This window comes from Bifidobacterium sp. SO1, from assembly GCF_018555335.1.
Taxonomy (GTDB): Bacteria; Actinomycetota; Actinomycetes; order Actinomycetales; family Bifidobacteriaceae; genus Bifidobacterium; species Bifidobacterium simiiventris.
This window is the reverse complement of sequence record NZ_JAFEJR010000003.1, coordinates 68,250-84,524: the sequence shown is the minus strand read 5'-3', so window position 1 is coordinate 84,524 and position 16,275 is coordinate 68,250. Positions and strand designations below refer to the sequence as shown.

At 62.9% G+C, this 16,275-nt stretch carries 9 protein-coding genes; 2 read left to right on the top strand and 7 right to left on the bottom strand.

Annotation, left to right across the window (positions count from 1 at the left end):
• Nucleotides 1–55 precede the first annotated feature (55 nt).
• From JS541_RS04005 to JS541_RS03980, 6 genes are all read right to left on the bottom strand, one after another.
• On the bottom strand, nucleotides 56–2,074 hold the full coding sequence (locus JS541_RS04005; RefSeq protein ID WP_214373207.1) for an ABC transporter ATP-binding protein: 2,019 nt from the start codon (nucleotides 2,072–2,074) through the stop codon (nucleotides 56–58).
• On the bottom strand, nucleotides 2,071–3,972 hold the full coding sequence (locus JS541_RS04000) for an ABC transporter ATP-binding protein (RefSeq protein WP_214373206.1): 1,902 nt from the start codon (nucleotides 3,970–3,972) through the stop codon (nucleotides 2,071–2,073). The genes JS541_RS04005 and JS541_RS04000 overlap by 4 nt, the downstream gene beginning before the upstream one ends.
• On the bottom strand, nucleotides 3,969–4,502 hold the full coding sequence (locus JS541_RS03995; RefSeq protein WP_214373205.1) for a MarR family transcriptional regulator: 534 nt from the start codon (nucleotides 4,500–4,502) through the stop codon (nucleotides 3,969–3,971). Before JS541_RS03995 ends, JS541_RS04000 begins: the two co-directional genes overlap by 4 nt.
• A 276-nt stretch (nucleotides 4,503–4,778) precedes the next feature.
• A complete protein-coding gene (locus tag JS541_RS03990) occupies nucleotides 4,779–7,124 on the bottom strand; it encodes a glycoside hydrolase family 3 N-terminal domain-containing protein (protein ID WP_214373204.1) in 2,346 nt (781 codons plus the stop codon).
• 163 nt (nucleotides 7,125–7,287) lie between these two features.
• Nucleotides 7,288–7,926 carry a TetR family transcriptional regulator gene (locus JS541_RS03985; protein WP_214373203.1) on the bottom strand — a complete coding sequence of 213 codons (639 nt, stop codon included), beginning with the start codon at nucleotides 7,924–7,926 and terminating at the stop codon, nucleotides 7,288–7,290.
• The gene (locus JS541_RS03980) at nucleotides 7,923–9,068 is read right to left on the bottom strand and encodes a hypothetical protein (RefSeq protein ID WP_214373202.1); all 1,146 of its coding nucleotides are present in this window, start codon (nucleotides 9,066–9,068) and stop codon (nucleotides 7,923–7,925) included. The genes JS541_RS03985 and JS541_RS03980 overlap by 4 nt, the downstream gene beginning before the upstream one ends.
• 210 nt (nucleotides 9,069–9,278) lie before the next feature.
• On the opposite strand from JS541_RS03980, the gene JS541_RS03975 reads away from it, so the two are divergent.
• Nucleotides 9,279–10,235 (top strand): conjugal transfer protein, encoded by a 957-nt coding sequence (locus JS541_RS03975; protein WP_214373201.1) that lies wholly within the window; start codon nucleotides 9,279–9,281, stop codon nucleotides 10,233–10,235.
• A gap of 155 nt (nucleotides 10,236–10,390) precedes the next feature.
• Here JS541_RS03975 and JS541_RS03970 read toward each other — a convergent pair whose 3' ends face one another.
• Entirely contained in the window at nucleotides 10,391–11,755 is a 1,365-nt protein-coding gene (locus tag JS541_RS03970; RefSeq protein ID WP_214373200.1) for a hypothetical protein, read from the bottom strand.
• 480 nt (nucleotides 11,756–12,235) lie between these two features.
• Here JS541_RS03970 and JS541_RS03965 point away from each other — a divergent pair, with 480 nt between their 5' ends.
• Nucleotides 12,236–16,264 carry an Ig-like domain-containing protein gene (locus JS541_RS03965; protein ID WP_276310677.1) on the top strand — a complete coding sequence of 1,343 codons (4,029 nt, stop codon included), beginning with the start codon at nucleotides 12,236–12,238 and terminating at the stop codon, nucleotides 16,262–16,264.
• Nucleotides 16,265–16,275 lie beyond the last annotated feature (11 nt).

The following is a 16,275-nucleotide window of genomic DNA, read 5'->3' as shown; positions in this document are numbered from 1 at the left end:
CGCGGCAGCGCTGAGGTATGTCGACAGTCGGCCGTCAGGCCGTCCGTATCGGCTATTACTCGAGTTCCACTGCGCCCGTGTAAAGCTGGTAATACTCTCCCTTCTGCGCGATGAGCTCGTCATGCGAGCCGCGTTCGATGATGTTGCCGTGGTCGAGCACCATGATCACGTCGGAGTTACGTACGGTGGACAGGCGGTGTGCGATGACGAACACGGTACGTCCCTTCATGAGCGCGTCCATGCCGGCCTGCACGACCTCCTCGGTGCGGGTGTCGATCGACGAGGTCGCCTCGTCGAGGATCAGGGCCGGCGGATCGGCGACCGCGGCGCGCGCGATCGAGATCAGCTGGCGCTGGCCCTGTGACAGGCCGGAACCGTCGCCTTCGAGCACGGTCTGGTAGCCCTGCGGCAGCATGCGGATGAAGCCGTCCGCATTCACGAGCTTCGCGGCCTCGATGCATTCCTCGTCGGTGGCGTCGAGCCGGCCGTAGCGGATGTTGTCCATCACGGTGCCGGTGAACAGGTTCACGTCCTGCAGCACGATGCCGAGCGAGCGACGCAGATCGGGCTTTTTGATGCCGGCGACCGAAATGCCGTCGTAGAGGATCTGGCCTTCCTGGATGTCGTAGAACCGGTTGATGAGGTTGGTCACGGTGGTCTTGCCCGCGCCGGTCGCGCCGACGAGCGCGACCTTCTGGCCGGGCTTGGCGAACCAGGTGATGTCGTGCAATACCGGCTTGTCGGGGTTGTAGCCGAAGGTCACATTGGTGAAGCGCACGTCGCCCCTGAGCAGCGTGTAGCGGCCGTCCGGCGATGTGATCGCCTGTTCCTTGGCCTTGACGGCGACTTCGCGGGCGGAACCGCGCAACTTTTCGGCGGCCTTGAGCGAACGGGTACCGTCGTCGCCTTCCTCGCGCTTCCACGCCCAGTGGCCGGTCTCATGATCGACCTCGCGCATGGTGCGGCCGTCCTCGCCCAGCTCGACGTTCACGAGCGTCACGGTGCCGTTGTCGGCCTCGACCGGCTCGTCCATGAGAGCGAAGATACGGGAGGCGCCGGCGAGCGCCATCATCACCATGTTGAGCTGCATGGAGACCTGGCCGAGCGGGTTGATGAACGAGCGCGACAGGGTGAGCAGGGAGATGAGGGTGCCGAGCGTGAGCGTGCCGAAGCCCGACAGGCCGACGTTGCCGACGCCGCCGAGGGCCATGGCGCCGCCGATGATGGCGAGCAGGATGTAGAGCATGTAACCCATGTTGCCGACGATCGGCATGGTGACGTTGCCCCACGTGTTCGCTTCGGCGGCCGCCTCGAACAGTTCCTCGTTCTTCTCGTCAAAGGTCTTCTGCGTGGCATCCTCGTGGTTGAAGACCTTGATGACCTTCTGCCCGTTGACGGATTCCTCGACGAACGCGTTCACGTCGCCGAGCCACTGCTGCTGCTTGACGAAGTAGCGGCCGGCGCGGGAAACGACCTTGCGGATGATGAAGAAGAGCAGCACGGTGAACAGCAGCACGAACACGGTGATCGGGATGGACAGCCACAGCATGGAGATGATGGCGGCGATCGCGGAGATCATCGAGGCGAACATCTGCGGGAACGACTGGCTGATGGCCTGGCGCAGCGTGTCGGTGTCGTTGGTGTAGCGGCTCATGATGTCGCCGTGTTCGTTGGTGTCGAAGTAGCGGATCGGCAGGTACTGCTGGTGGGCGAACATGTCGTCGCGGATCTTCTTGAGCGTGCCCTGTTCGACGGTGACGATGAGCCACTGCCACAGCCAGCTCGTCACGATGCCGGCGACGTACAGGCATCCCATGAGCGTCACGGCCCTCAGCAGCGGCCCCCAGTCGGGGTTCTCGGCTCCCACCATCGGCAGGATGTATGTGTCGATGAGCGACTGGAGGAACAGCGCCGAGCCGGCCTGTGCGGCCGCGCCGACGAGGATGCAGATCACGATGGCGACCACACGCCACCGGTATGCCATGATGTATCCGAAGATGCGCTTGGTGGTGCCGGGGGCCGGTTTGCCCATGCCCGGCTTGCGATTGTTGAAGTTCTGCTTCTTATCGCTCATCGTGCCTCTCCTTCCTGTGCGGCTTCGCGTACCGCGGCGGCTTCGCGGGCGGCCTCCGCGTCAAGCGCGGCCTGGCCTTCGGCGGTGTTCTTGGTCTGGGATTCGTAGATGGACCGGTATTCGTCGCAGGTCTTGAGCAGTTCGTCGTGCGTGCCGCGGGCCATGATGCGGCCGTTGTCCATGACGAGGATCATGTCGGATTCCTGCACGGAGGCGACGCGTTGGGCGATGATGATCTTGGTCGTGTCCGGGATCTCGTTGTGGAACGCGGCGCGGATCAGCTTGTCGGTCTTGGTGTCGACGGCCGAGGTCGAGTCGTCGAGGATCAGGATCTTCGGCTTCTTGAGCAGCGCTCGCGCGATGCACAGGCGCTGGCGCTGGCCTCCGGAGACGTTGGTGCCGCCCTGTTCGATGTACGTGTCGTACTTGTCGGGGAATTCCTGGATGAAGCCGTCGGCCTGCGCGAGCTGGCAGGCGTGGCGGATCTCCTCGTCGGTGGCGTCCGGGTTGCCCCAACGCAGGTTTTCGGCGATGGTGCCGGAGAACAGCACGTTCTTCTGCAATACCATCGCGACCTGGTCGCGCAGGACCTCGAGATCGTAGTCGCGCACGTCCACGCCACCGACCTTGAGCGAGCCGGCGCTCACGTCGTACAGTCTCGGGATCAGCTGCACGAGCGACGACTTGGACGAGCCGGTGCCGCCGACGATGCCAACGGTCATGCCGGAGCGGATGCCGAGGTCGATGTCGTCGAGCACCGGCTTTTCGGAGGTGCCGGAGTAGCGGAAGGTGACGTGGTCGAAGCTGATCGAGCCGTCGGCGACGGTCGTGATCGGCTTGGAAGGGTTCGTCACGGTGCTTTCCTCCTGCAGCACCTGGCAGATGCGTTCGGCGGACGCCTGCGAGATGATGATCATGACGAAGATCATCGACAGCATCATCATGGCCATGAGGATCTGCATCGCGTAGGTCACCAGCGCGGTCAGGTCGCCGGTGGTCAGGCCGAGCGCGGCGTTGTTGCCGGAGGCGACGATCTGCTGCGCGCCCATCCACGAGATGAGGATCATCGACGCGTAGATGCAGAACATCATGATCGGGCTGTTGAAGCTCATGATGCGCTCGGCCTTGGTGAAGTCCTTGAAGATGCGCTGCGAGATGCGGTCGAACTTGGAAATCTCATGGGATTCGCGGTTGTAGGACTTGACGACGCGGATGCCCTGCAGGTTCTCGTCGACGACGTTGTTCAACGCGTCGTACGTGTGGAACACGCGCTCGAACACCGGGTGCACGAGCACGGCAAGGCCGCACAGGCCCAGGCCGAGGATCGGCACGCAGGCAAGGAACACCAGCGAGATCGACGGCGAGATGCGGAACGAGAAGATCCATGCGACGACGACCATGATCGGGGCGCGCACGCCCATGCGGATCATCATGCCGTAGGCGTTCTGCAGGTTGGTCACATCAGTGGTCAGGCGGGTGATGATCGAGCCGGTGGAGAACCGGTCGATGTTGGTGAAGCTGAACGCCTGCACCTTCTCGAACTGGTCGCGTCGCAGGTTCTTCGCGAAGCCGGCGGCGGCGATGGCCGCGAACTTGCCGGCGAGGAATCCGCAGGACAGCGAGACGAGCGAGCAGACGAGCAGGATCAGGCCGAACTTGACGATGGCGGGCATGCTGCCGCCGGTGATGCCCTGATCGATGAGCGAGGCCATGACCGTGGGGATCACGATTTCCAGAATGCTTTCGATGAACACGAACAGCGGCGCGAGCAGGCTCTCCTTCTTATACTCGCGCATCGATCCGGCCAGTGTGCGGATGATGTGCTTCGGCCGGTCCGGTTCGACGGCCTTGCGCGACCGTTCGATGGCCGCTTCGGTTGCGGCTGCGTTATCGCTCATTTGCTTTCCTCCTTCATATCGTCGTCGTTTTCGGGTTCCTCGTCCGGCGCAAGCGCCGCATGCGCACGGGAATCCGCATGTTGTTCAAACTCGTGTTGCGCCTCGTTGATGTTCTGCCGCATGCGGCGGATGCATTGGCGCAGTGTCTCCCGCTCCAAGGGACTCAGCCCTTCGACCAGCAGTCGTTCCGTCCGTTCGGCGTTCGCCTTCAGATCGGCGACGATGTCATCGGCCTTGGCGGTGAGCACGATGCGTTTGAGCCGTGCGTCATGCGGTACCGGTTCGCGTATGATGAGCCCCTTCTTCTCCATCAGGGCAAGTACGCGAGACGCGGTGGAACGGGTGATGCAGAATTTCTGCTCGATGGTGTGCTGGTAGATGTCCTTGTCGCGATTACGGGCGAGGAACACGATGATATGCGCGTTACCCCCGGTCGCCACACGCGCCGATTCCGGCATGCTTTCGCCCAGATAGCGATCCACTGCCTTGCTCAGCGAACGCATTTCGATGCTGAGGACATGCTGATCCATATTCCTCCCATCATGATGTTGTACCTGCAACAGTCCCATATGAAACTGTTGTATATGCAACATCAAAGACTAATACGCCCCACATACAACAGTTGCACATACAACAATCAGCGTGTCGCACGTCACTGCAACACACGCGAGAGCGGGAAACACCCCGACACGGACGACGGCGAGCACCAGATCGTCCCCGAACACCTGCGGATCGGCCGCCCCGTGCCCGCACGCATTGCCGCATGCGGGCACGCGCCCCCTATCCGAATCTCGCCGCAGCGGGCGTCACGAGACGATGAACGAGATCGACTTGAGATCCTCGCGGCGAGACGAATGGCCGATGAGCAGTTCGAACTCGCCGGGTTCGACGATGCGGCGCGCGTCCGGATCGACGATCGTGCAGTCGGCGACGGGGATGTCGAACGTGACGGTCGCGCTTTCGCCGGGCTCCAGGGCCACGCGACGGAACGCCTTGAGCTCGCGGTCGGTCCAGCTGTACGAGGTGACGACGTCGCTGACGTACGCCTGCACGACTTCGGTGCCGGTCCGGTCGCCGATGTTCGTCAGCGTGATCGAGGCATGCACGGTGTCGTCTACCGCGAATGTGCCGTCGTCGTGCGAGGCACCGCCGGTGATCGCCGGATCGCCATACTCGAAGGCCGAATAACCGAGACCCTCGCCGAACGCGAACGCCGGATCCTGCGTGAGGTCGGCGTACCGGTCGCCGTGCTGGCCGCGGATCTGGTTGTAGTAGACCGGCAGCTGGCCGGCGTGACGCGGGAACGTGATCGGCAGACGTCCGGACGGGTTGATTCGGCCAAAAATGATTTCGGCGATGGCACGCCCGCCCTCCATGCCCGGGCTGGGCGCCCACAGGATCGAGCCGACGCCGGCTGCCGGGTCGTTGCAGCGCTTGGCGAACACGTCGTTCGCGCCGACGATGCTCGCGGGCAGGATCTGCGGCTTGGAGCTGATGAGCACGGTGACCATGGGCTTGCCGGTTTCGCGGGAGACGGCCGCGAGCGCGTCGAGCAGCGCGTTCTGGCCACCGAGCAGGTCGAGCGTGGCGGTCGAACAGCTTTCGCCGATCAGCTGCACCACGTCGCCGACCACGGCGACGATCACGTCGGATTGACGCGCGTTCTCCACGGCCTCGTCGATCAGACCCTGGTCGACAGCCGCATTGACGGCGACCTTCGGCCTCGGCTGTCCGTCGGGATAGAACTCGCCGGCCGGGTCGTCGACAAGGTCGACGACGTTCGCACCGCGCGAATACACGACATCGCAGGCCTCGCCGGCGAGCTCACGGATACCGTCAAGCACAGTGGTGATCATCTCGCGCGGCTGGCCGTCGGGCATCCAGTTGACCTGGCCGGAGCTGCCGGCCCAGTCGCCGAGCTGCGTCTGCGCGTCGTCGGCGAGCGGGCCGACGACGGCGATGCGGCGCGCCGCGTCGGCAGCGAACGGCAGCGTACCGTCGTTGCGTAGCAATACGACGGATTCCCGGGCGATTTCCAGATTGAGACGCCGATGTTCGTCCGACCCGATGACGGATGCGATGCGAGCCTTGTCGGGCAGGCGCGGGTCCTCGAACAGGCCGAGGCGGAACTTGACCGAGAGGATGCGGCTCACGGCGGCGTCGATGAGCGATTCGTCGAGCAGACCAGCGCGCACGGCCTCGATCGCGCCCTCGTAGAACTGCGGCGTGGTCATGATAAGGTCGTTGCCGGCCCTGACCGCGTCGGCGGCGGCACGCACATAGTCTGGCTTGATCCTCTGCTCCCATACGGAACGGCCGACGTTGTCCCAGTCGGTAATGAGCATGCCACGGTAGTCCCATGCCCCACGCAGCTTGTCGGCGAGCAGCCACTTGTTGAACGTAACCGGCACACCATCGATCGACTCGTAGCCAAGCATGAACGTGCCGCAGCCTTCCTTCGCGACGCGCTCGAACGGCGGCAGGAACCAGGACTCGAGCTTGCGGTGGCTCAGATCGGCCTCGGACGCGTCACGGCCTCCCTGCGTCTCGGAGTAACCGGCGAAATGCTTGGCGCAGGCGAGGATCGCATCCTTGGGCAGCGGTTCGCCGGCCTTGGCGCCGCCCTGATAGCCGCGCACGATCGCGGACGCCAGTTCGCCGATCAGATACGGGTCCTCGCCGAACGTCTCCCCCACGCGCCCCCAGCGGGTATCGCGAGCGATGCATAGCACCGGGGAGAACGTCCAATGCACGCCGGTGCAGGAGACCTCCTCGGCAGTGGCGCGGCCGGCGGCCTCAATCTTGTCCGGATCCCAGCTGACGGCCATGCCGAGCTGTTCGGGGAAGATCGTGGCGCCCGGCCAGAACGAGTATCCGTGGATGCAGTCGTCGCCGATGACCAGCGGAATGCCCAGGCGCGTCTTCGTGTTCACCAGTTTGACCGCGCGGGGCAGGTCCTCCGGGCTGGTGTGCAGGATCGAACCGACGTGCTTGTTGACGATCAGGTCTTCGAGATCGGCGCTACGGGCGTCGAGCTGCATCATCTGGCCGACCTTCTCCTCCAGCGTCATGCGGGAGAGCAGGTCAGCAACGCGTTCGTCATCCGTCAGGCTCGGATCGCGATATGGCAAGGTTGATGCGGTTATGGCCATGGCGTTTTCTCTTTCTTCGGTGAAATCAAACGACAATTTATAGTTACCAATTGGTAGTTTAATATGAAGGTACACACGACACGCACATGCGCACAGGTAATTCGCCTGAAAACGCCGTATGGCCAGACATCGAAATCAGCTCACGCCATGGCTAAACCAACCGTCAGCAATACCCTTTCCACACCTCTGCCGGGAACAGCAGCGGCTCGAGATCGGCCCACTCCTCGTTGAGATCGATAGCCGGCTCGCGCAGCCATCGCAACTGCACGCCGTCCATCGTCTCCATCGCGCGCCGGACGACCGGGCGCATATGCTCGTCCCATGAGCCGATCCGCGGCGGAATACACCAGTCGAACGCGGAATAGTATTCCCACATCCCATCCGCACGCCCCGCGAACTCGTCATGCAGCGGATGATCGGGGTTGAACGATTCGACCTGCAGCACGGAGAACAGCTGCACCAGCATGCGCCGGCCGGAGTTGTACCGCACCAGGAACCGCAGGTAGGCGGGGAACCGCAGATCGTCGGGCATGCTGCCCGGCAGGCCCGACTCCATGAATTCCTCGACGTTGCCGGTGGCGTTGTAGTTGTCGCGGTACACCATCGCCAGCAGGTTGTCCTTGCTGCCGATGTAACGCAGCACGCCCTGCTTGGTCACGCCGACCTCGTCGGCCACATCCTGCAGGGAGATGCCGTTGTACCCGCGTTCGGAGATCAGCCGTACGGCCGCGTCGAGGATTTCACGCCGCCGCTCATCGGGCGATTTGCGCACACGCCGGCCCTCATGCACTGCGGCGTTCACCGCACACCGTCCCTGATCATGCGGTTGATCCGCCCCTCGAGCTGCGCGGCCCTGGTCCTCGCCTCGGCGACGTCAAGCGGCCGATTCTCGTCGTAGTACTCGAGGTACGGCACGATGGAGCGCCGGAACGTCGCCGCATCGCAGATGGTCATCTGGTTCTCGTCGCCGTCGAACTGCGCCTTCCATTGCAGCCACGAACCGTCGGTGAACGGCATCACCGTGTCCGTGCGCTCCTCCACGAGGGCGAACGTCTTCGGCACGCGGATCGTCTCGCTGTCGGTCAACTGGCCAGATTCGATCATTTCCTGCGCCCGTAGCGTATCGCACGTGTACCAGTACCGCAGTTCACCAGTATCGGGATCCTGGTCGGTGACGAGTTTCGGCGCCAGCAGTCCCCGACGCTCGATCGACAGGCTGTCGGCCGCCGACCATTCCAGTTCGTTCGCGATCGGATCGTAGACGCGGGAGCGGTACGGGTCATCCTCCCATGAATTGTCGTACCGGCTTTCCTGCAGGTACATGGGTTCGTCGTCCAGCCAGCTGAAATACATGACGCGCATCCGCCAATGGCACAGTTCCAGGCCGTCCAGCCACCGCTGCACGTCGGCGAGAGTCGTGGTCTCGTCCATGTGCAGCGAGTCGTATGAGCCGGAGTGGACGCGAGACTCCTCCAGTTTGTCAAGCTTGTCGTCGATCCCGTCGTCATCCGCCATCCGTTCCTCCGCGGGATCCTGAACCGTGTCACGATCCGCATCGTCACGTGCCGCGTCATTGCCCCGCCGGCGGGATTCCGCGCCGATCTCGCCGAAGCCGGGCACATGCTCGATGATTACACGCCTAATATCGTCCGGCGTCGAGGCGATGCGCATGGATGGGCACACCTTGAGATGATCGAGTTTGAGGCCAAGATTGATGATGTAGTGCCGCAGGCAGTACCGCGACGTATGGTCGTCCTTGCAGTCCGGATAGCTGCAGTACGCGAGAATGTAGTGCGTGGCGAGTTCCGAGCACCAACCGTCCTCCCAATCGCACGACGACGGCTCCTCACCGTCGAAGAAATCCGGCAGATCAGGCCCGGCCGGTTCGAGATCAGACATCTGTTCGACGTGTGGGTCGACTGCCAATGTCGTCAACGTCTCCATGGTTCGCTCCTTCGGTCATCATCCGGCATGCCACGCAGCATCCGTTATCATCATTCACCGGACAATCGTCGAAAACCGGCAACGCTTCCCCGCTCAATAGACATACAACCATACAACTGTCCGATGACGCAAACCCGCGGGCGGCCTATAATACCGGGTTGAAACCCGTATGAGCATATATCGAAAACGTAAGGAAACGAGACGACGGCTATGAAGAAGAGGATCCTCGCGGCGACGGTCGCCGTGTTGTCGACGTGCGGTCTGGCGTTCGGATTGCCGGCCGGCGCGATGGCGGATGGCCTGGATGTGACGATCGACGGACAGACCGACGTGTCCGGTACGCTGCCGGACAAGATCGACGACGCCCTGCAGCAGGTAAAGGACACGAACGACAAGATCAAGCAGGATATCGACGCGGCCAAGCAGCATGTGAACGATACGAAGGATCAGATCAAGCAGGATGCCGATACGGCCAAGCAGCATGCCGAGGATGTGCATGATCAGGCTCATCAGGACGCCGACGATCTGCGGCAGGATGCGAATCAGGCGTGGCAGAACGCGCAGCAGACCCACGACGACATCAAGGATGCGGCCGACGGCGCGAAGGATCGGCTGCAGGACACGCATGACACGTTGCATCAGGATGCGCAGGACGCGCAGACGCATCTCGATCAGACGCACGAGGATCTCAAGCAGGATCACGACCAGCTCAAGCAAGATCATCTCGATCTCGTGAACACGCTCCAGCAGTGGCACGACAATCTGAGCAAGGTGATCGCCGACGCGACGAAGAACGTCGGCAACGGCACGAGCGGCTCGAGCTCCACCAACGGTTCCACCACCAATGTCTCCGGCACCACGTCCGGCAACGGCTCCAAGACCAGCGGCACGGATTCGCAGTCCAACGGATCCGCCGGCACCGCAACGACCGGCAAGTCCACCACCCAGGCGACTGCCACGAAGCCCAACAACACCAACAGTACCGGCTCCGCTTCCCATGCGACGGCTTCCAACGAGACCCAGCAGCCCGGCACGCTCGCCTCGACCGGTGCCACGACCGTGATGATTCTGGTCGCGGTCGCCATCTTGACCACGCTGGCCTACGCCGTAAAGATCTTCGCGCAGTACCAGCGCGACACACATACGCACGGCGCTCACCGGGCCTAATTTGTTCTCGGCTCCCTCGGCCGAGGGAGCTGTCGGCAAAGCCGACTGAGGGAGCGTCAGACCCATCACGTTAAGTCCGACAAAGCATTAGTTGATCTTCCGGCACACGACGGTGGGGGCGTTTCCAAACGATACGGAAACGCCCCCACCGTCGTTTATATGGCGTGCGTCGATGATCGCGCGTCGCGCTCGACGAACCACGTCAGCAACGGGATGGCGTAGAACGCGTATCCTTCGAACTGGACGTATAAGTAAGCCACGAGCACGAACCAGCAGATCACCGTCTTGGTCCACATGCGGCGAGCCGTGATGTGCCACGCCAGCAATCCCACGACCAGAGCCAACCCGACCAGACCGTATTCGGTCAGGAAGCTCGTGTAAGCGCTCATCGTCCAGATGCTGTCGGCCGTCATACTTCTATACCATGCGGCCGGGCTGGACGCGTCCAAGTGCAGGGAGGCCAGCAACCGCACGGCGTCGCGGGCCCCGGCATGGGTGGCATCGGCGATGTTGCCGGCACCGTAGCCGGTCAGGATGTACAGCGGATGCCGCAACAGTCCGCAGATCGGCCCCAGCGACTGCCAGATGCGACCATAGAACGAACCGTCGCCGTCCATGCCGTTCGCCGCGATGCTGTTGAGACGACTGTTCAACGCGATGCTGACCGCGCCGAGCAGCATGGTACCGGCCAATGCCGCGATGCCGCGGTTGCGCTGGGAGCGTTGCCGCCAATGCACGCGTTCGACGATCACGACGATCAGGGCGACCAACGAATCGAGGATGATACGCACGCCAGCCCCCATCATCACCGATCCGGCGGCGAACACAACGATCAGGTCACGCAGACGCTTGCGATAGATGGAGTCGCGCGAACGCATCATCCACAGCAATGGCAGGAGCACGCTGAACAGGTGCATGCCAATGTAGCTGGGTTCGGCGAACAGGAACTGCGGGCGTCCGCCGCCCCAATGGGAGGTACTGGTGATGTATTCGCGGGCCATGAGATGCGTGAAATACGACTTCACCGAACCGAGGTGCAGCCTGATGCCCAGCCATTGCACCACGCCCACCGCGAACGCGAACCAGTACGCCGCGATGAGCGCGCGCAGCAGACCCTGCCACGGCAACCGTTTGCAACGCAGGGCGATGTCCAGCGAGGCGAGGCACGCCAGCGCGCAGACCACCGCCATGAGACTCGTCAGCGCGGGAACGGGATGAAGCGCGACCGTCGCCCATCCGGGCGCCGACAGCACGACCAGCACGGCCGGCATCAGCATCCATTCGCGGAACCGCCGGTATACACGCGGCAGCTCGCGCCAGTTCGCGGCAGCGTAGACCAGGAACAGCCATGGCGAGATCGGCGTCCAGAACGGCGCGTACGGCCCGACCACCGTGCCGTCCACCGGCAGCATGATCACGGCCAGGTAGAGCAGCAGGTCGCTGCGGTCGGTCATCGGAAACAGCCACATCAGCGCACGCGCGTCGCGCCGCATCATCATATGCTCAGTCACATCAGTCATCGCCCCGATGCTAACGCACCCACGTAACGAATGCACGGCGGCCGCGACCTACGTACACGCCGCCGCCGGTTTTTTACATACGGGACGCATCGCTCATCTTCGTTGATAATCGTTGAAACCGTTGGCAACACCGATATCACAGCATCCCGGAAACGTTGGAGCATGTCGCGTTTCCTCAAATTGACAACGCTTGCAAAAATGGGTTACCATTGAGTGCAAGAGTAAGCAAAGACGCTGAAGAGAGCGTTCCTCTCCACAGCACCGGAATGAACCGGAGCCACAAGCCCACCGGAACAGCAAGGTATTGCCCTCGACATAACCCAATAGTGCAAACGTTGTCGAAGAATAGCCGCCAACATACTGCAAACGCGGTGAAATCGGCAGTAAACAGCGATTTTCGTCGAGCAAAACACATGGGAACGTGTGCATAGTTCAACGTCAATTCGCGCGTTTGTGAGACCACAGAAGCAAAGGAGCAGCATGTATACCGGCTATCCATCGGATTCGGAAGGCGGCGCGCGTTCGCAAGAACCGCGCCACGCCCGCCGCAAATCCCCGTTTGCAAAGGTTGGCAAGAAAGCGGTCGCATGGCTCGCCGCCGCAGCCACGTTGCTCGGCGGCGTATCCGTCGCCACCATGTCGGCCACAGCCGACGAAGGCGTGACCGACAGCTACGCCAACACCCGCGGCAACGCCACGTTCGAGGCCGCCCGCGAGAAGTACGGCCTGACCGAATCAATGGATTCCGGCGCCATCCTGCACGCCTGGATGTGGTCGTTCAACACCATCAAGGAGAACATGGCCGCCATCGCCGAGGCCGGCTACACCTCCGTGCAGACCGAACCGATGAGCCACATCAAGGTCAACACCGCCAACGGCAAGAAGTTCACCGAGAACTGGTACTACGTCTACCAGCCCACGAACACGAAGATCGGCAACTTCGTCGTCGGCACCGAGGACGATCTCAAGGCGCTGACCGCCGAGGCGCACAAGTACGGCGTGCGCATTATCGTCGACGTGGTCGCCAACCACTTCACCTCCGACTGGAACGCCATCGACTCCGATTGGAAGGACACCAGCCTCTTCCACAAGCGCACCAACTGCTCCGGCGCGAACGGCGACAACATCAACTATTCCAACCGCTGGCAGGTCACCCAGTGCCACCTGCTCGGCCTGTGGGACATCAACACGCAGAACCAGACCGCCGCGAACAAGATGAAGGACTTCCTCGTGCAGGCCGTCGCGGACGGCGTGGACGGCTTCCGCTTCGATGCTGCCAAGCACGTCGAGCTGCCGGACGAGCTGGGCGAGCATTCGATCTACTGGGACACGATCCTGCAGAACGGCGCGCAGTACCAGTACGGCGAGGTGCTGCAGGGCGATTCCAGCCTCAACTACAAGGGCTACGCCGACCTGTTCACCAAGTACTCGTCGGATGGCGGCGGCAACACCGCGTCCAGCTACGGCCAGACCGTGCGCGCCGCGATCAAGAACGGCAACCTGAGTGCCGGCACGCTCAACAACCTGTCGAACGGCGGTGCGAAGAACGACCAGCTCGTCACGTGGGTCGAGTCGCACGACAACTACGCGAACGGCGACAAGGAATCCACGTACCTCAACGACTATCAGCTGAAGATGGGCTGGGCGCTTGTCGCCTCTCGTCAGGCCGGCGCGCCGCTGTACTTCAACCGTCCGGTCGGCTCCGGCGGCTCAAACCCGCAGTTCGCGGAGAAGAGCCAGCTCGGCGACGCCGGCGACGACATGTGGAAGGACAAGTCCGTCGTGGCGGTCAACCACTTCCGCAACGCGATGGACGGCGAGGCCGAGTACCTGCGCAACTGCAGCGGCCAGAACTCCTGCCTTATGGTCGAGCGCTACGTCGCGGACGGCAATCATGCCAACGACGGCGTCGTGGTCGCCAACATGGGCGGCGACACGAGCCTGGTCGGCTCGGCCACCACGCTTGACGACGGCACGTACAAGGACCAGGTCAACGGCGGCACCATCACCGTCGCGGGCGGCAAGATCACCGAAGGCACCGCCAAGGGCAACGCCGTGAGCGTCTACTACGACGCCGAGGGCAGCACCGCGAAGGTCGCCTCCGTCTCCGCCACCGCGTCCAAGTCGTTCAGCACCGACTCCACCACCGTCACGCTGTACGCGAAGAACGTGAAGGACGCCAAGTACACCACGTCCGAAGGCGAGTCCGGCTCGTTCAAGGACGGCGACACCATCGAGGTCGGCAGCTCCCTGAAGATCGGTGAGAAGGTCACCGTGACCGTCACCGCCACGAACGCGGAGACCGGTGAGACGCTCAAGAACACGTACACGTACACGAAGACCGAGGTCGAGGCGCAGAATCTCGCCGGCCAGTACCAGACGAAGACGAACGCCGCGAAGAAGACCATCACGGTCGACGGCGACACGAACGACTGGGACAGCTCGATGATCATCGCGCAGGGCGCCGCGAACGACGACCCGCGCGTCTACCGTCCGAACTCGATGTACGAGGTCCCGATCGATCTGTACACGCTGTACGGCACGTACGACGACGACAACCTGTACCTGATGTGGGAGATGACCAACGTTCAGGACGTGGTCGCCCCCAACGACAACTACCCGCTCACGCAGGGCACGCTGTTCAACAACATGAACGTCCCGTTCTTCTTCGCGTTCGATACTGGCGACAGCTCCACGCGCATCGGCAAGAGTGCGCAGCTCAACACCGGCGGCACGCTGTGGGATTCCGGCATCACCTGGCAGAACAAGCTCAACAAGGTGCTCGCGATCTCCACGAACGGCGCGAACGGCCCGTGGGTCTACGGCGGCGACAGCGACGGCCTGAACGCGAACGCGCAGTACGGCCCGGCAGCCAACGCGAAGACCGAGACCGAGAAGTCCGGCATCGTGTTCAAGTACGGCACCGGCATTCTGAGCTCGCAGGTCAACGGCATCGACGGCGCGTACGGCACCAACAACGGCCGCGTGCCCGGCGACATGAAGGCCGACGGCAAGGCGAACTGGGTCAACTTCAACGAGAAGGGCCACAATTCGTCCACGATGGACTTCCACTATGAGATGTCCATCCCGCTGAGCGAGCTCGGCACCGACGCGGCGAAGATCGCGAAGAGCGGCCTCGGCGTGCAGCTGGTCGCCACGATGGGCAAGTCCGGCATGGACGCACTCCCGTACGATCTCGCGGTGAACGACAACGCCGATCTGGACGATTCGGCCGGCTCGCAGGAGAACAACAGCTTCGAGAAGTCCGATCAGGACAACTTCACCGTGAACTTCGCACGCATCGGCGGCTCGGATGATTCCGGTTCGGGCGATGGCGGCGAGGACACGACCGTGAAGGTCGAGTCCGTGGCGATCTCCGGCGACGGCGTGAAGTCCGGCAAGCTGACGGCCGATCTGGCCGCCGGCAAGACCTCCGCACAGCTGACCGCGACCGTCAAGCCTGACAATGCGACCAACAAGAAGGTCACGTGGAAGTCGTCGAACACCGCGGTTGCGACTGTGGACAAGAACGGCCTCGTGACGTTCGTGAAGAAGGGCACCGCGACGATTACGGCGACCGCCGGCGGCAAGTCCGCGACCGTTGCCGTGACTGTGACCGGTGAGAAGCCCGTGGCGAACAACACGACTGTGTTCTACCCGAGCACCGGTTTCGGCGCGGATTCCACCTACCTGCACTATCGTATCGGTTCCGGCACCTGGACCACCGTTCCGGGTGTGAAGATGACCGCGGCGTGCGACGGCTGGGTCTCCACCACGATCAAGGACGTGAAGGAGCAGCAGGTCGAGTTCGTGGTGACCAACGGCTCCGGCCAGTGGGACAACAACGGCGGCCAGAACTACAAGGCGTCCGGCGCGACCATCGTGCTCAAGGATGGCCAGCTCGGCTCCGTAAGCCCGTGCGTGGCGACCGTTGAGAAGATCACGATTTCGGGTGACGGTGTGAAGAATGGCAAGCTGTCCTTGCAGGTCGGCAAGTCGACGACTCTGAAGGCCACGGTCACTCCGGAATCCGCGCAGGACACGGCCCGAATCTCCTGGTCGTCCTCTGATTCGTCCATCGCGTCGGTGATGGGCACGGGCGAGGTGACCGCCAAGTCCACCGGCACCGTCACCATCACCGCCGAGTCCGGCAACGTGAAGGCCACGGTCAAGCTCACCGTCACCAAGCCCGCTGCCAAGCAGCCGATGACGGTGTACTACAAGCCGGCCTCCTCGTGGGACGGGGCAAAGATGTACTACCGCATCGGCGATACGGTCAAATACGTCAGCCTGTCAGCCTCATGCGACGGTTGGTACACCTACAAGATCGAGGACACCGGCGGAGCGAAGGTAAAGCTCGTATTCACCGACGGGCCGAACAAGCACACCGACAACAACGGCAGCACCAACGGACAATCCAACGGCTACTGGGGCAGCGGCGACACACTCGCCGTCAGCGAAGGCCAAGTCATCGCCGACGTCACCCCCAACTGCGCCATCAAACAATAAACCACCAACTG